At 72.3% G+C, this 16058-nt stretch carries 16 protein-coding genes; 9 read left to right on the plus strand and 7 right to left on the minus strand.

All coding sequences use genetic code 11. From position 1 onward, the window contains the following. Positions 1 to 192 precede the first annotated feature (192 nt). Positions 193 to 1164, plus strand: coding sequence for a helix-turn-helix transcriptional regulator (locus tag IG78_RS0137325; protein WP_030572873.1), 972 nt, complete (start codon positions 193 to 195; stop codon positions 1162 to 1164). On the opposite strand, the gene IG78_RS0137330 is transcribed toward IG78_RS0137325, so the two are convergent. Further along, complete coding sequence (locus tag IG78_RS0137330; RefSeq protein ID WP_225882380.1) at positions 1155 to 2198, minus strand: SDR family oxidoreductase; 1044 nt, start codon at positions 2196 to 2198, stop codon at positions 1155 to 1157. The genes IG78_RS0137325 and IG78_RS0137330 overlap by 10 nt on opposite strands. A gap of 134 nt (positions 2199 to 2332) precedes the next feature. On the opposite strand from IG78_RS0137330, the gene IG78_RS0137335 reads away from it, so the two are divergent. Beyond that, on the plus strand, positions 2333 to 2854 hold the full coding sequence (locus IG78_RS0137335) for a DUF4240 domain-containing protein (RefSeq protein WP_030572877.1): 522 nt from the start codon (positions 2333 to 2335) through the stop codon (positions 2852 to 2854). A 34-nt stretch (positions 2855 to 2888) separates the two neighbouring features. Here the strand turns inward: IG78_RS0137335 and IG78_RS0137340 are convergent, their stop codons facing one another. Both IG78_RS0137340 and IG78_RS0137345 read right to left on the minus strand, forming a co-directional pair. Next, positions 2889 to 4040 carry a PP2C family protein-serine/threonine phosphatase gene (locus tag IG78_RS0137340; RefSeq protein WP_030572880.1) on the minus strand — a complete coding sequence of 384 codons (1152 nt, stop codon included), beginning with the start codon at positions 4038 to 4040 and terminating at the stop codon, positions 2889 to 2891. 150 nt (positions 4041 to 4190) lie between these two features. Next, positions 4191 to 4679 (minus strand): GNAT family N-acetyltransferase, encoded by a 489-nt coding sequence (locus IG78_RS0137345; protein ID WP_030572882.1) that lies wholly within the window; start codon positions 4677 to 4679, stop codon positions 4191 to 4193. A gap of 95 nt (positions 4680 to 4774) precedes the next feature. Here IG78_RS0137345 and IG78_RS0137350 point away from each other — a divergent pair, with 95 nt between their 5' ends. Beyond that, positions 4775 to 5737 carry a TIGR01777 family oxidoreductase gene (locus tag IG78_RS0137350; protein WP_078965883.1) on the plus strand — a complete coding sequence of 321 codons (963 nt, stop codon included), beginning with the start codon at positions 4775 to 4777 and terminating at the stop codon, positions 5735 to 5737. Between the two features lie 210 nt (positions 5738 to 5947). Next, positions 5948 to 7360 (plus strand): NAD(P)/FAD-dependent oxidoreductase, encoded by a 1413-nt coding sequence (locus tag IG78_RS0137355; protein ID WP_030572888.1) that lies wholly within the window; start codon positions 5948 to 5950, stop codon positions 7358 to 7360. Between the two features lie 66 nt (positions 7361 to 7426). Here IG78_RS0137355 and IG78_RS0137360 read toward each other — a convergent pair whose 3' ends face one another. Next, positions 7427 to 8869 carry an NsdA family TPR-like regulatory protein gene (locus IG78_RS0137360; RefSeq protein ID WP_030572890.1) on the minus strand — a complete coding sequence of 481 codons (1443 nt, stop codon included), beginning with the start codon at positions 8867 to 8869 and terminating at the stop codon, positions 7427 to 7429. A gap of 283 nt (positions 8870 to 9152) precedes the next feature. On the opposite strand from IG78_RS0137360, the gene lipB reads away from it, so the two are divergent. From lipB to IG78_RS0137380, 4 genes are all read left to right on the plus strand, one after another. Beyond that, entirely contained in the window at positions 9153 to 9953 is an 801-nt protein-coding gene (gene lipB / locus IG78_RS0137365) for a lipoyl(octanoyl) transferase LipB (protein ID WP_030572892.1), read from the plus strand. A gap of 174 nt (positions 9954 to 10127) precedes the next feature. Beyond that, entirely contained in the window at positions 10128 to 11093 is a 966-nt protein-coding gene (locus IG78_RS0137370; protein WP_030572894.1) for a lipoyl synthase, read from the plus strand. Positions 11094 to 11448: 355 nt separating this feature from the next. Beyond that, the gene (locus IG78_RS0137375) at positions 11449 to 11652 is read left to right on the plus strand and encodes an SCO2195 family GlnR-regulated protein (RefSeq protein WP_030572897.1); all 204 of its coding nucleotides are present in this window, start codon (positions 11449 to 11451) and stop codon (positions 11650 to 11652) included. A 30-nt stretch (positions 11653 to 11682) separates the two neighbouring features. Then, the gene (locus tag IG78_RS0137380) at positions 11683 to 12390 is read left to right on the plus strand and encodes a DUF4191 domain-containing protein (protein ID WP_030572899.1); all 708 of its coding nucleotides are present in this window, start codon (positions 11683 to 11685) and stop codon (positions 12388 to 12390) included. Positions 12391 to 12480: 90 nt separating this feature from the next. Here IG78_RS0137380 and IG78_RS0137385 read toward each other — a convergent pair whose 3' ends face one another. After that, complete coding sequence (locus IG78_RS0137385; protein ID WP_030572901.1) at positions 12481 to 12948, minus strand: RDD family protein; 468 nt, start codon at positions 12946 to 12948, stop codon at positions 12481 to 12483. A 281-nt stretch (positions 12949 to 13229) separates the two neighbouring features. Between IG78_RS0137385 and glnA the strand changes: the two genes are divergently transcribed. Further along, positions 13230 to 14639 carry a type I glutamate--ammonia ligase gene (gene glnA / locus IG78_RS0137390; protein WP_030572904.1) on the plus strand — a complete coding sequence of 470 codons (1410 nt, stop codon included), beginning with the start codon at positions 13230 to 13232 and terminating at the stop codon, positions 14637 to 14639. Positions 14640 to 14927: 288 nt separating this feature from the next. Here glnA and IG78_RS0137395 read toward each other — a convergent pair whose 3' ends face one another. Together IG78_RS0137395 and IG78_RS0137400 are read right to left on the minus strand one after the other, a co-directional pair. Continuing rightward, on the minus strand, positions 14928 to 15218 hold the full coding sequence (locus IG78_RS0137395; RefSeq protein WP_037687426.1) for a DUF6355 family natural product biosynthesis protein: 291 nt from the start codon (positions 15216 to 15218) through the stop codon (positions 14928 to 14930). A 318-nt stretch (positions 15219 to 15536) separates the two neighbouring features. Continuing rightward, positions 15537 to 16058, minus strand: coding sequence for an MmcQ/YjbR family DNA-binding protein (locus tag IG78_RS0137400; protein ID WP_225882381.1), 522 nt, complete (start codon positions 16056 to 16058; stop codon positions 15537 to 15539).

Raw genomic sequence — 16058 nt, forward strand, 5'->3', positions numbered from 1 at the left:
CCCACCCACCCGTGACCGTCGGCCCCGCCGTACCGTCCGGCACTCACCCGTGACTGTCGGCCCCGGCGCACCGCCCGGCATCCACCCGTGACTGTCGGCCCCGCCGCACCGGCCAGCGCTCGCCCATGACCGCCGCCCCGGCGCCCCCTCCCGGCGCCACCGCAGGTAACGGGCACCCGGCATCATGGGGACATGCGTGCTGCCCGGCTCATCAAGATGGTGCTGCTGCTCCAGTCGCGGGCATCCATGACCGCTGCCGAACTCGCGGCGGAGCTCGAGGTCTCGGAGCGCACCATCACACGGGACGCCCAGGCCCTCTCGGAGGCGGGCGTGCCCGTGTACGCGGACCGCGGCCGGACGGGCGGCTACCGCCTCGTCGGGGGATACCGGACCCGTCTGACGGGGCTCGCCCGCAGCGAGGCGGAGGCCCTGTTCCTGTCCGGAGTCCCGGGCGCCCTGCGCGAGATGGGCCTGGAGGACGCCGCGTCGGCCGCCCGTCTGAAGGTCTCCGCCGCCCTGCTCCCGTCCCTGCGCGACGCCCCCCAGAGCGCGGCCCAGCGCTTCCACCTGGACGCCCCCGGCTGGTTCAAGGAGACCCCGCCCCCAGCCCTGCTGCCCGCCGTGGCCGACGCGGTGTGGGACGACCGCCCGGTGGTGGCCCGCTACCGGCGCCAGGACACCGAGGTGGAGCGGGAGCTCGAACCGTACGGCCTGGTCCTCAAGGCGGGCGTCTGGTACCTGTGCGCCCGCGTCCCGGAGACCGGCTCCCACCGCGTGTACCGCATCGACCGCTTCACCTCCGTCACCCCGGCAGCCACCGACCGCTTCGTACGCGACGAGGACTTCGACCTGCCCGCGTTCTGGGAGGAGCGCGCCGCCCAGTTCGCCCGCGCCATCCTGCGTGAGGAGGCCGTCCTGCGGCTGTCCCCCGACGGCGCCAGGCAGCTCCCCCACGTCACCGACCGCGCCGTCGCCCAGGAGGTCCTGGCCGGTGCCGAACACGACGACCGGGGCCGGGTCACGGTCACCCTGCCCATCGAGTCCGCCGTCGTCGCGTACACGCAACTGCTCATGCTGGGCCCTGAGGTGGAGGTCCTTCAGCCGCCGGAGCTGCGGGAGCGCCTCGCCACGACGGCGGCCAGGATGGCCGAGCTCTACCGATAGCCCGTCACGTCCGCCTCCTTGCCCTCCTGCTCCACCTCCGTGATGTACCGCCAGGCGTCCGGCGCCGAGCCGTCCACGTCCGTGAAGCCGTACTCCTTGGCGAGGCCGCCGCTGGACAGGGAGGCGCCGTTCCACCGGGCCACCTCGGGGTCCGACGCGAGGGCGGCGAGCGCCCGGCCCACGAACGCCGGGGTCTCGGAGATCGCGAAGTGCGGGTTCTGCTCGCAGCCCGCCCGCCAGTCGTCCTCGGTGACCTTGAAGTGCGTGTCGAGCATGGCCTCGGAGCGCAGCCAGCCCGGCGTCAGGCACAGCGCCGTGCAGTCGTACTCCTTCAGTTCCTCCGCGAGCGCGCGCGCCATCCGCAGCGGCGCCGCCTTCGCCAGGTCGTAGTACAGCGGCTTGCGGTAGCGGCGGTTGAACTCGTCCGTGCCGTCGGTCACCTCCACCACCAGGCCGCCGGGGTTGCGGATCAGGAGCGGCAGCGCGTAACGGCTGGTGACGATGTGGGTCTCGACGCCGAGGCGCAGGATGCGCAGCCCCTTGTCCAGGTCGTGCTCCCACATCTTCTTGTCCCACTCGACATGGACGTCGCCGCCCCAGATGTCGTTGACGAGGATGTCCAGGCGGCTCTGCTCCCGCTCGATCCGCTCGACCAGGGCGCGCACCTGCTCGGGGTCCAGGTGGTCGGTGGGCACCGCGATGCCCGTGCCGCCCGTGCCCGCGTCCGCTCCCGCCGCGGTGACGAGGTCCGCGGTGCCCTCGATGGTCTCCTGGGTCCTGCCGACCTCGCTGGTGTGCTCCCGTGTCGTCCGGCCGGTGACGTACACCGTCGCCCCGGCCCTGCCCAGCTCCACCGCCATGGCCCGGCCGGCCCCGCGCGTGGCCCCGGCCACCAGCGCGATCTTCCCGGTCAGGGCGTCCGCCGCCGCTGCCGCCGTCCGCCCGGTCGTCCCGCTCTCCGTCTGGTTCTCCGCTCCGTTCTCCGCTTCCGTGTCCAGGTCCTTGTCCATGTCCCTGCCCCTGTCCTTGTCCATGCCGAAGACCCTCGCAGTGAAAGCGGACATCCTCTGTCGGTCTTTCCACGGGCATGTGCACGCATAACGACACAGCCGCATTCCGGCGCACTCCGCGTGCGCCCCCACCGCCGAGGACCGATGCTGGACCCGTGATGGACGAGACGGAGTTCTGGGAGTTCGTGGACAGCACCCGCGAGGCCGCCGAGGGCGACCCCGAGGACCAGGCCGAGCTGGTCGTCGACAAGCTCCTTGAGTACGACCCGGACGCCGTCCTGGACTTCGCGCGGCACTTCGAGGCCCGCTACAACCGCGCGTACCGCTGGGACCTGTGGGGCGCGGCCTGGATCCTGCTCGACGGCGCGAGCGACGACGCCTTCGACTACTTCCGGTGCTGGCTGATCGGGCAGGGCCGGGTGGTCTTCGAGGGCGCCGTGCACGACCCGGACTCCCTCGCGGACCTCCTCGACGACTTCGACGACGAGATCGACGGGGACGGCGAGGAGCTCGGCTACGCCGCCGACGAGGCGTACGAGCGGATGACCGGCACCGTCGCCCCCGACCTCGGCATCGCGCCCGCGCCGCCCGAGCCGGAGGGCACCCCCGTCGACTTCGAGGACGACCGGACCCTCGGGCAGCTCTACCCGAAGCTGTGGGAGCGGTTCGCGTCCGGCTGACCGGGTCCGCGCCCGCTCCCCGCCGCGTACGGCCCTACTCCCCCACCACGAACACCAGCAGCGCCACGTCGTCCCGTACCCCGCCGGAGAAGCGGACCAGGTCGCTCCAGATCGCGTCCGTGAAGGCGACGGGGTCGTCGCGCTCGGCCTCGAAGACGGTGGGCAGCCGCTGCGCCAGCGGGTAGAACGCCCCGGACGCGTCGCGTGCCTCGGTCACGCCGTCGGTCACGGTCAGCACCCAGTCGCCGGGCTCCAGGTCCACCACGACCTGTTCGGGCGGCGTCACCCCCGCGATGCCGAGGCCGAGCGGCGTGCCCGGGGCGGCGACGCGCAGTTCGGTGACCGTGCCGCCGCGGATGAGCAGCGGCGGCGGATGGCCGAAGCAGAGGAAGCGCAGCTCGCGGGCCGTCTCGCCGAAGTCGAGGAGGACGGCGGTGGCGAAGAGTTCGGCGGGGTCGCCGGGCGCCTCCTCCTCGGGGTCGATGACGAGGCGGCGGCTCTGTCCCGCCTCCTCGGCGTCGACGACCAGGCGCCGGTCCAGGCACGCGGCGACGCCCGCGAGGTCGTCCTGGTCGAGGACCGCCTCCCGGAAGGCGCCGAGCAGCGCCGCGACGGTACCGACGGCGGCGAGCCCGTGCCCCTGCACGTCCCCGACCAGGGCGCGCACCCCGTGCGGTCCCCTGCGGACGTCGAAGAGGTCGCCGCCGACGAGCGTGCCGCGCTGCGCCGCCCGGTACAGGCCCGCGCAGCGCACCGGCCCCACCCGGTCCGGGAGCGGCGGCAGGACCGCGAACTGGGCGGCCTCCGCGACCGTGCGGACGGTGACGAGCTGGGCGTCGCGGCGGCTGCGCACCCAGGCGAAGAGCACGCTGAGCACGGCCACGAAGGCCACGGTCGCGGTGTCGCTCTCACCGGGGTGCCCCAGGTCGTAGTCCGGCAGGGAGATCAGCAGCAGGACGGTGCCGCCGAGGAGCGCGGTGGCGGCGGGCCCGTAGGCGAGGGCGGCCAGCGGGGGCACGGCGGCGAGCAGGAAGCTGAGGTCGAGGGTCCGCGGGGTGGCGAGCTGGACGGCGCACGTCAGAACCAGGAGCACGGGCGCGGGCCAGCGTGCCCACGGGGGCGTGGTCGCGCCGCGCGGCCAGCCTGCCTCCCGCGCGTCCCGCCGCCTGGCCGCGGCCCTGATCATCGGTGCTCCTTCCCGGCGGACCGGAGGACGTGTCCACGCTCCTACGGGCGTCCGCGGGGCGCACGCCGGGCCGGTCCGTCGGGAGTGCCGCGCGGTCCGCGCACGGCGCCCCGGTGCCGGTGCCACGAGGGGACGCCCGTCGGGACGTCGTCACACGGGGCGCCCCATCAGGACGTCGTCGACGTACCGTCCGTCCAGGAGGAACTCGCCGGGCAGTACGCCCTCGACGGCGAAGCCCTCGGACTCGTAGAGCGCCCGGGCCGCCGTGTTGTGCCCGAGGACGCGCAGCGTGACGCGGCGGGCGCCCTGGCGGCGGGCCTCCGCCACCGCGGCCCGCAGCAAGAGGCGGCCCACCCCCTTGCCGCGCGCCTCGTCGGCGACGACGAAGCCCAGGATCTGACGTACGTGCGCGTTCACGGCGAGCGGGGTCGGGAAGCCGAGCCGGATGTAGCCCACCGTCCTGCCGTCCAGCTCGGCGACCAGGTGGTCGCGGGGGCCGAAGCGCTCCGTGAAGAACGGGTCGTGGGGCGGCCGCGGTCGCGGCTGTACGGAGTGCAGGGTGGACCAGTGGTCCCGGTCCAGACGAGCCAGCACGTCATCGTCGTCGGCACGCGCGGTGCGTATGTACGTCTGCTGCATGAGCGTCACTGTACGGCGGGCGTACGACGGTACAGGCGCACTTTTCCCGGCTCTCCCGGCAGGCTGTGTCCATGGTTTCACGGCAGGATGTGCCCATGGACGAACCCGTACCACCCGCCGAGTCAGCGGAGCCTGCAGCGCCCTTCGCGGAGGCGTCCGGCGGCCCGGGACGCGTCGCCGTGGCGGGGGCCTCCGGGCTCATCGGCTCGGCGCTCGTGCGCTCCCTGGCCGCCGACGGGCACGAGGTGGTGCGGCTCGTGCGCCGGGAGCCGCGGGCCGCGGACGAGGTGCGCTGGGACCCCGCGAAGGGGTACGTGGACACGGCCGGGCTCGCGGGCTGCGACGCCGTCGTGAACCTGGCGGGCGCCGGTATCGGGGACCGCCGGTGGAACGACGCGTACAAGCGTGAGCTGAGGGACAGCAGGGTGCTCGGCACCAGGGCGCTCGCCGCCGCCGTGACCGCGCTCGACGCCCCGCCACGCGTGTTCCTGAACGGCAGCGCGATCGGCTACTACGGAGACACCGGTTCCCGCGCGGTGGACGAGAGCGCCCCTGCCGGGGACGGGTTCCTGCCGTCGATGTGCGTGGAGTGGGAGCAGGCGGCCGCGCCGGTCCAGGAGGCGGGCGTGCGCACGGTGTTCGCGCGCAGCGGTCTGGTGGTCGCACGCGAGGGCGGCGCCTGGGGGCGGATGTTCCCGCTCTTCAAGGCGGGGCTCGGCGGACGGCTCGGCGACGGGCGGCAGTACTGGAGCTTCATCGCGCTGCGGGACGAGGTGGCGGCGCTGCGGCACCTGCTCGCGCGGGACGACCTGTCGGGTCCTTTCAACCTGACGGCGCCGGAGCCGGTCACCAATCGCGAGGTGACGGCCGCGATGGGCCGGGTGCTGCGCCGCCCCACGCTGTTCCCCGCGCCCGCGCCCGCGCTGCGCCTGGTCCTCGGTGAGATGGCGGGCGACGTCCTCGGCAGCCAGCGCGTGCTTCCGGCCAGGCTCTCGGAGTCCGGCTTCACCTTCGCCCACCCCCGGATCGACGACGCGGTGCGGGCGGCGCTGGGATGAGGCCCGGGGCATGTTCCTGCGCCGGGCCGCCGGTTCCGCCCGGGACCGCGCACGTGTGCGACCGGTGTGCGACCGTGCCCGGTCCGTGCGCGACTGCCGCGGGACGTCCGCGCTCCTACCCTCAAGCGGAACTCGGGGATTCCGCCGCCCTGCCGAGGGCATGAGGCTCCCCAGCCGTCGAGCGAACCGCGCAACCTCCGGGAGGAGCACGTGCCAGAGCCTGCGCACCAAGCCGATGTCGTCATCGTGGGGGCCGGGATCGCGGGCCTGTCGGCCGCCCACCGCCTCACCAGGGCCGGTGTAACGACCATTGTCCTGGAAGCCGCCCCTTACGTCGGCGGCCGGATGTCCACGGAGAAGGTGGACGGTTTCCGGCTCGACCGGATCGGTCAGCTACTGACCACGTCGTATCCGGAACTGCGCCACGCGCCCGGACTCGACGCCCTCGTTCTGCGCCCGTTCGCGCCCGGTCTCCTCGTGCACAGCGAGGGCAGGCACCACCGGGCGGCGGAGCCGGGCGGGAGCAAGAGCGCAGGGGGCGCACGGGGCGCACTCACTGCGGCACGGGCCCTGGCGAGCGCCCCCCGGGTGACGCGGCCACGGCGCCCGGTACCCGGCGCCCCGCCCCGGCACCCGGCCGGAACCACGCCCCCGCCGTCCGGGCCCGGGTCCCGCACCGCCCCCCTGGGCGGCGCGCTCGACCAGGCCCGCCTCGGGGCGGCCCTCGCCCGGATCGCGGCGACCCCGGTCCCACGGCTGCTCGCCCGCCCCGAACTGCCCGCCGTCCAGGCCCTGACCGCGCGCGGTCTGCCCGCGCGCACGGTGGCGGGGTTCCTGCGCCCGCTGCTCTCGGCGCTGCTTTGCGACCCGGACCTGACGACGTCGAGCCGCTGCGCCGACCTCGCCCTGCACGCCTTCGCGCGCGGCAGGCTCTGTCTGCCCGAGGGCGGCGCCGACGCCCTGCCCGAGCTGCTCGCGGCCGCGCTGCCGCCCGGTACCGTGCGCACCGGCGTACGCGTCACCTCGGTGTCCGCGAACCGCGTCACCACCGCGGAGCACGGCGAGCTGTCCTGCGCCGGTGTGCTGCTCGCCACCGACGCGCGCGCCGCCGCCGAGCTCCTGCCGGGCCTGCGGGTGCCGTCCTTCCACCCGGTGACGGTGGTGCACCACGAGGCCCCCGAACCACCGCTCGCGGAACCCGCCCTCCTCCTCGACGCCGACCGCCGGGGCCCGGTCGCGCACACGGCCGTGGTCAGCCGGGTCGACCCCACGCGCGCGCCCGCGGGCCGCACCCTGGTCTCCTCGACCGTCCTCGGCCCGCCGCCCGACGACCTGGAGCAGCACGTCAGCACCCACCTCGCGGAGCTGTACGGCACCTCCACGAGGAGCTGGCAGCTCCTCGCCGTCCACCACACGCGCGAGGCGGTGCCCGCGATGCCGCCACCGCACGATGTGCGCCGCCCCGTACGGCTGTTGGCGGGCCTGTACGTGTGCGGTGACCACCGGGACACCAGCACCGTGCAGGGGGCGCTGCACTCGGGCCGCAGGGCGGCTGCCGCCGCGCTTGCCGACCTGGGGGTCGAACCTGCGGCCACGGAAGAGGCGTTATCCGCGGCCGCTTGAGCAGGTGCGGGGAGCGGCCGCCTCGACGGGCTGGAACTCACCGGCGCGAGCTCCAGCCCCGCCCCGCTAACCCAGTGCCGCGACCTTGTCGCGGTACCCGCGTACGGGTGCCGCGTCCCGGTAGGGCTCCAGGCGGCGTTCGAAGTCGCGTACGTACTCCACCGCACGGACCGAGCGCATCTCGCCCGCCGCCTGGGCCGCCTCCGCGCCCAGTTGGCAGGCCTGTTCCAGTTCACCGAGGCCGAGCCGTGCGGAGGCGAGGACGACGCGGCAGAAGAGCCTGCTGCGGGCGTAGCCGGGGGCGCGCAACTGGAGGGAGCGCTCGGCGTGCTGGGCGGCGGCGCGGTACTGCTGGAGGTCGCGGTTGCAGTGCGCGAACTCGTCGGCGAGCTGGGCCTCGTCGAAGAAGCGCGCCCAGTACGGGACCTCGTCACCGGGCCGTGCCGTCTCCAGGACGCGCTCAGCCCGCACCATCGACGCCGCGCAGGCCCGCACCTCCCCGAGGACCCCGTGCCCGCGGGCCTCGACGGCGTGCAGCAGGGCCTGGACGACGGGTGGCGCCGATGAGCCGACGCCCTGCTGGGCGACGCGGGCGAGCTGCACCGCCTCGCGTCCGTGGCCGAGGTAGACGGCCTGGCGGCTCATGGTGACCAGGACGTAGCTGCCGTACGCGCGGTCGCCCGCGGCCTGCGACAGGCGCAGGGCCTGGACGAAGTACCGCTGGGCGAGGCCGTGCGCCGCGATGTCGTACGACGTCCAGCCCGCGAGCCTGGTCAGGTCGGCCGCGGCCGCGAACAGGCGCCGCCCCGCCTGTTCGCCGTAGGTGCCGCGGAGCATCGGCTCGGCCTCGTGCTCCAGATAGCGGACCAGGGCCTGACGGGCGTGGCCGCCGCCGTAGGCGTGGTCGAGGGCGCGGAACAGCTCGCCGACGGAGCGCAGGGCCGCGATGTCGCCACCGGTGACCCGGTGGCCGGGGCCGCGGTCGGTCTCGCGGCGCTGACGGGGCACGGCGGGGCGGCCCTGGGCGGGTACGCGCGGCGTCTGCGGGGGCTCGCCGCGGGCGACGCGTTCGTCGGCGCGGCCGATCAGCCAGTCCCGGCTCGGCACCACGAGCCCGGCCGGGGTGAAGGCGATCTTGCGCAGTTCGGCGTGGCTGCCGGAGTCCTTGCGCCACAGTCCGCCGACGATGTCGACGGCCTCCTCGGGCGAGGAGGCGAACTCAAGTCCCGCGTAGACGGGCGCGCACGCGTCGAGCCCGAGGTCCTGCGCGGAGAGCCGGCGCCCGAGCCGCCGGGTGAAGACCTCCGCGATCAGTGCGGGGGTCGTGCCGCGCGGCTGCTGGCCTCTGAGCCAACGCGTCACCGACGTCTTGTCGTACCTGAGATCGAGCCCGTGCTCGAGCCCTAGCTGATCGACGCGGCGGGCGAGGCCCGCATTGGAGAAACCTGCTTCCGCGATGAGCGCGGCTAGCTGTCGGTTGGGGGTGCGCTGCGGAGGTCGTTCCGTCATCAGCTGTGCGGTCTCCTGCCTTCCGGGCCTGCCTTGAGCAGCCCTTATGGCCTCGTGAACGGCGTGAATGTAGCGGCGCTGAGGGCCCTGATCGTGACCTTCAAGCCGTATTCATCCGATCGTGTGAGGATTGACCGGACGGCTGACGGGCTGCCGCCGGACGTAGAGTGGCAGGGGCACGATCCGTGCACGGTGAAAGTTTCCGGGTGCGGGACGGGTCTGCGCACGCGGTGGCCGCGGCGTGCGCGGAGTGCACGGGGATGGTTCTAGGGAGGCACGTGCCGTGGGCGAGTTGCGATTCATCCAACTGGGTTTCGGCCCCGAGTCCGTCGAGTACCAGGAGGCCTGGGACGAGCAGCGCCGGGTGCACGCCGCCCGCTTCGCCGACGAGGCCCCGGACACCTGTCTGCTCCTGGAGCACCCGCCGGTCTACACGGCGGGCCGCAGGACCGAGCCGAGCGAGCGCCCGCTGGACGGCACGCCCGTCGTGGACGTGGACCGCGGCGGCAAGATCACCTGGCACGGCCCGGGGCAGCTCGTCGGCTATCCGATCCAGAAGCTGCCGCGTCCGGTGGACGTCGTAGCACATGTACGCCGTCTGGAAGAGGCACTTATCCGAACGTGTGCCGAGTTCGGCCTCGAAACCACGAGGGTGGAGGGGCGCAGCGGCGTATGGGTCCTCGGTGACCCGGTGGAGTCGCGTCCGGCGCTCGGCGGGCTCAGCCTCGACTTCGACCCGCGGCTCCAGGACGACGAGTTCGACCCCCGTCTCCACGGCCCGGAGTACGCGCCCTCCAACGCGGGCCAGCGCCGCGAGGACCGCAAGGTCGCCGCGATCGGCATCCGCGTCGCCAAGGGCGTCACGATGCACGGCTTCGCCCTGAACGTGAACCCGGACAACACCTGGTTCGACCGGATCGTGCCGTGCGGCATCCGGGACGCGGGCGTGACGTCGATCGCCCACGAGCTGGGCCGCGCCATCACGATCGCCGACGTCCTGCCGGTGGCGGAGAAGCATCTGCGGGACGTCCTGGAGAACGCGGAGCTCAAGCCGCGCGAGGTGGCGAAGCCCGCGGTCGTCTAGCCGTTCCGGTGGGCGCGGGGCCCCTGCCGCACGGGATGTCGTACGGAACGCGGCCCGCGTACGGGAATGCACCCCTTGGGCCAGAGGTTGGCCGTACGTAAGCCCCATGACATGACGGGCGTACCCTGGGGTGCGCCGACGAATCGAAGTTACGCCAGCTAACAGGGAGCCGATGTGTCCGCAGTCGCACCCGACGGACGCAAGATGCTGCGCCTGGAGGTCCGGAACGCCCAGACCCCCATCGAGCGCAAGCCCGAGTGGATCAAGACCCGGGCGAAGATGGGCCCCGAGTACAACGCCCTGCAGAAGCTCGTGAAGAGCGAGGGCCTGCACACGGTCTGCCAGGAAGCGGGCTGTCCGAACATCTACGAGTGCTGGGAGGACCGCGAGGCCACGTTCCTCATCGGCGGCGACCAGTGCACGCGGCGCTGCGACTTCTGCCAGATCGACACCGGCAAGCCGCAGGCCCTCGACCGCGACGAGCCCCGCCGCGTCGGCGAGTCCGTCGTCACGATGGACCTGAACTACGCCACGATCACCGGCGTCGCCCGCGACGACCTTCAGGACGGCGGCGCCTGGCTGTACGCCGAGACGGTCCGCCAGATCCACGCCATGACGGCGGAGCGCGAGGGCGGCCACACCAAGGTCGAGCTGCTCATCCCCGACTTCAACGCGGAGCCCGACCAGTTGGCCGAGGTCTTCTCCTCGCGCCCCGAGGTGCTCGCGCACAACGTGGAGACGGTGCCGCGCATCTTCAAGCGCATCCGCCCCGGATTCCGCTTCGAGCGCTCTTTGCAGGTCATCACCGAGGCCCGCGAGGCCGGTCTGGTGACGAAGTCGAACCTGATCCTCGGCATGGGCGAGGAGCGCGCGGAGATCAGCGAGGCGCTGCAGCGGCTGCACGACGCGGGCTGCGAGCTCATCACGATCACTCAGTACCTGCGCCCTTCGGTGCGCCACCACCCCGTGGAGCGCTGGGCCAAGCCGCAGGAGTTCGTGGAGCTCAAGGAGGAGGCCGAGGAGATCGGCTTCTCCGGCGTCATGTCGGGACCGCTGGTCCGCTCCTCCTACCGCGCGGGGCGGCTGTACCAGATGGCGATCGAGCGGCGCGGGTCGTACGTGGCGTCGCAGGCGGTCTGACGCGGCCTTCGCGAGGGGTCGCTGCTGACCCGGCGCTGCTTCCGCTCGGCTTCCGCTTGACTTCCGCTTGGCTTCCGCTCCGCCGGGCACCGGAAGGGCACCCGCCGTGTGAATCTGCGCACAAGTGGCTACCAACCAGTAGCGGCCGGTATGACGCGGCCCGTACGTTCCTCGCAGGTGAGGGGAACGTCAGGGCCGCGTCAACGTTTGCGGGCCCCGCGTCAGGGCTTCATCGGTGTTTGACCGCCCGGTCACGCCCTGGTAACACCAATCAGTGACCCTGGTACTACCGCACGTACAGCCTTAGCCAGAGCCGGACTCCCCCGTCCGACGTCGTTTTCCGGAGGGCATCACCATGCAGGCCGCGCCCGTTCGCGCCACCGCCATCCCGTCCGTCACCGACGCGCTGCGTGTCGTGGAGTCGCTGCTCATGAGCAGCGGCCAGCGCACCGCGCGCCGCAACGCCTGGACGTCGGTCCTCGAGGACCGGCGCCGCGCAAAGGACCGGGTCGAGGCACAGCGCGTGCTGGAAGAGGCGGGATCAACCCGCACGTCGTAGTCGTCTCCGGGGCCACGTAGACTTCAGGGCATGGCGAGGAAGGAAACCACCGCGGCGGCTTCGGCCGCGGAACCCGGGCGACTCAAGCAGATCGCTCTGACCTACAAGATGACCCGGCGGGCCGACTCCAAGATCGGTCTCATCATCGCGGCTGTGGGAATCGTCACCTTCGGTGTCTTCCTCGCGATCGGCTTCTGGATCGACCACCCCATCTACCTCGGCATTCTCGGCTTCCTCCTCGCCTTCCTCGCGATGGCGATCGTCTTCGGACGCAGGGCCGAGCGTGCCGCCTTCGGACAGATGGAGGGCCAGCCCGGTGCGGCGGCCGCGGTGCTCGACAAGATCGGCCGCGGCTGGACCACGACCCCCGCGGTGGCGATGAACCGCAGCCAGGACGTGGTGCACCGCACGGTCGGCAAGGCAGGCATCGTCCTGGTGGCCGAGGGCAACCCGAACCGGCTGAAGCCGCTGCTCGCCGCCGAGAAGAAGAAGATGGCCCGCATCGTCGCGGACGTGCCCGTGCACGACGTGGTGGTCGGCACCGGTGAGGGCCAGGTCGAGCTCAAGAAGCTCCGCACCACCCTCCTGAAGCTCCCCCGGGTGCTTCAGGGCCCCCAGGTCACGGCGACCAACGACCGCCTCAAGGCGATGGGTGACCTGATGTCCAACATGCCGTTGCCGAAGGGTCCGATGCCCAAGGGCATGCGGATGCCGCGGGGTGGCCCCAAGATGCGGTGACGCTGCCGCTGTTCCTTTGACGTGTACGTACGAGAGGGGCGCCGGAACCGACTGGTTCCGGCGCCCCTCTCGTACGTTCTGGTTTATGTGTCAGATCCTGACCTGCACGGCGCGGGCGAGGCGGTCGTGGAGGCCGCGGCCGTCGCGGTCCCAGATGAGGGCCGGGATGCCGACGCACAGCAGCGCGCTGCGGACCAGGACGCGGACGAAGCCGAGGCGGCCGCCGTCCTCGCTGACGACGCGCAGGCCGAGCAGGCGCTTGCCGGGCGTGCTGCCGACCGTACCCACGGTCAGCAGGCTCATCACGAAGAGGATTCCCAGCGCCCAGTTGCCCATCGCCTGCGGGTTGTCGCGGGCGAGCAGGCCGTACGCGATGACCATGCAGAGGCCCCAGTCGACGGCGATGGCACCGATGCGGCGGCCGGGCCGGGCGACGGAGCCGGGGCCCTCCTCGGGCAGGCCGAGCTGCTCGCCCCGGTATCCGAAGTCGACGCCCGCGTCCTCGGCTGCCGCGCGCGGGCCGGAGAGCCACGATCCGATTACTTGCCTGTTGTCCACCCGTCCACGGTACTGCGCGGCCGCGCGAGGAGGGGTGGGCGGGGTCGGCGCCCGCGGGTGGGCGGGGTCGGCGCTCACGGGCGGGCGGGGTCGCCCCACGGAAGGGTGAGGTCGCCGCACGGACCCATCCCACACTCACCCTGGTTAACTTCGGCGAAACAAATGGGTCACGCTTGAGAAATCCACCGTCCTTATGGTCGGGTCCCAGCGTGTGCCACCGCACCGGCCGCACGACCGAGCTGCAACCCCGTTCCTTCCCGGGCGGGAGTAGGAGGAGCTGGATGTTCCAGAACGCCGACGAAGCCAAGAAGTTCCTCGTGGATGAGGACGTGAAGTTCGTAGACGTCCGCTTCTGCGACCTGCCGGGGGTCATGCAGCACTTCACGGTGCCGGCCGAGGTGTTCGACCCCACGGAGGAACTGGCCTTCGACGGCTCGTCCATCCGCGGCTTCCAGGCGATCCACGAGTCGGACATGGCACTGCGCGCGGACCTCTCCACCGCCCGGATGGACCCCTTCCGCCGCGACAAGACGCTGAACGTCAACTTCTTCATCCACGACCCGATCACGGGCGAGCAGTACTCCCGCGACCCGCGCAACGTGGCCAAGAAGGCGGAGGCGTACCTGGCCTCCACCGGCATCGCGGACACGGCGTACTTCGGCCCCGAGGCCGAGTTCTACGTCTTCGACTCGGTCCGCTTCGAGACCTCCGCCAACCGCTCGCTCTACGAGATCGACTCCGAGGCGGGCGCCTGGAACACCGGTGCGATCGAGAACAACCGCGGCTACAAGGTCCGCTACAAGGGCGGTTACTTCCCGGCCCCGCCGGTGGACCACTTCGCCGACCTGCGCGCGGAGATCTCCCTGGAGCTGGACAAGCAGGGCCTCAAGGTCGAGCGCCAGCACCACGAGGTGGGCACGGCGGGCCAGGCGGAGATCAACTACAAGTTCAACACGCTGCTCGCCGCCGCGGACGACCTGATGCTCTTCAAGTACATCGTGAAGAACGTCGCGTGGCGCAACGGCAAGACGGCGACGTTCATGCCGAAGCCGATCTTCGGTGACAACGGTTCGGGCATGCATGTGCACCAGTCCCTGTGGACCGGCGGTGAGCCGCTCTTCTACGACGAGCAGGGCTACGCGGGCCTCTCGGACACCGCCCGCTACTACATCGGCGGCATCCTCAAGCACGCCCCCTCGCTCCTGGCCTTCACCAACCCCACGGTGAACTCCTACCACCGCTTGGTCCCCGGCTTCGAGGCTCCGGTCAACCTGGTCTACTCGCAGCGCAACCGCTCGGCCGCGATGCGCATCCCGATCACGGGCTCCAACCCGAAGGCCAAGCGCGTGGAGTTCCGCGCCCCCGACCCGTCCTCGAACCCCTACCTCGCCTTCTCCGCCCTCCTCCTCGCGGGCCTCGACGGCGTCAAGAACAAGATCGAGCCGGCCGAGCCCATCGACAAGGACCTCTACGAACTCGCCCCCGAGGAGCACGCGGGCGTCCCCCAGGTCCCCACCTCCCTCCCCGCGGTCCTCGACGCCCTCGAGGCGGACAACGAGTACCTCCAGGCCGGCGGCGTCTTCACGTCCGACCTGATCGAGACGTGGATCGACTACAAGCGCACGAACGAGATCGCCCCGATCCAGCTCCGCCCGCACCCGCACGAGTTCGAGCTGTACTTCGACATCTAAATCGTGAGGTCGGGTGACCTGCGAGGGTCATCCAGAACGTGCTGCGACCTGCGGAGTGAAGGCCGTCACCTACGGGTGGCGGCCTTCACTCATTGCTCGGACCGCGTCCGCGGCATGGTTCCGCCCGTTCCGCGGGCTGGTGCGGTCGGCGCGCTAAGGCTTGCGTGATCGGTTCACCGTTCCGTCCAGGTGCGGAAACGGCGGCGGCCCGACCCGCGGAGTTCGCGGGGCCGGGCCGCAGGTGGGGCCGCCCGCCGGTGGCCCCGCCTCCTCACCGTCGGTCGGTCGTCAGCACGTGCGGCCGACGTAGTGCGCGCCCTGGATCTTGCTTGCCGAGCCCAGCCAGGTCCTGCCGGGGGCGACGCAGCGCTCGTAGTCGGGGGCCAGGGCGACCCTGACGTGGATGACCACGCGGGAGCCGTCCGACGTGCAGTGGTTGTAGTAGGCGTCGGAGCCGGTCTCGTAGAAGCCGCAGGGGTCCGCGGCCACGGGGGTCGCTGTCGTGGTCACCATCCCGAGGGACGTGACGGCTAGGGCGGTGGTGGCGAGGGCGCTGGTCAGCAGGCGTCGGACACGCACGGGGTCTCCTTGTCAGGGGACGAGAGGGACTGGGGCGGGGAGGGAGTACTCCGCCGACCTGGGTGGGTCGGGCGTTGCCTGAGGATGGCAGTCCCTGGCCGGTGCGGGCCGCGCGAACGCCGTGGTGTTCACCCGGAGGATCGTTACCTCTGCGCCAATCGGATGGATCTGTTCCGGTTATCGGCCCGGCGGTGATTGCTCTATGCCTGTGCATCGGTGGGGCGCCTACCTCGGTGGGGCGCCTGTGCCTCGGTGGGGCACCTATGGCCTCGGGGGGTGCCTGTGCATCGGCGGGACGCCTCTGCCTCGGCAGGGCGCCTACGCCTCGGCGGAGCCGGGCCGTGTCTCCGTGAGCACCCGTGCCGCAAGGCGCTTGGGCGCCTGCACGCAATAGCTCTCCGTCAGGAGTTCCCTCACCTCGTCCCACGCCGTGGTTCCGTCCAGGCGCATGCCGACCACGTTCGCGCCCCACGACAGTTGGAAGAACGGTGCGCCCGCGCTCGTCAGGGCCTCGAACTCCTCCCCGTGCGAGCGGAACGTGAGGGTCGTCGACAGGCCCGCCGTCGTCGTCATCGCACGGGCCGCGGGTGCGGACGAGCGGGTCAGGTCGGTGCGGTAGACGTGGGCGAAGGTCCGGGTGCGGACGCGCCAGCGGATGCCCGTCCACGCCGGTTCCTCGTACGCGTCGGGGAAGCTGAGGCACACGGCGCGGAGGTGGGCGAGGGCGTCCGGCGGGATCTCGTCGTCCAGCGGTACGACGTCCGTCGGTGCGTCGTCCATCGGTACGTCGTCCATCGGTACGTCGTGCGCGGGATCCGTGGATTGTCTGCGGAGCGTCAT

Source organism: Streptomyces aureocirculatus (genome assembly GCF_000720475.1).
Classification (GTDB): domain Bacteria; phylum Actinomycetota; class Actinomycetes; order Streptomycetales; family Streptomycetaceae; genus Streptomyces; species Streptomyces aureocirculatus.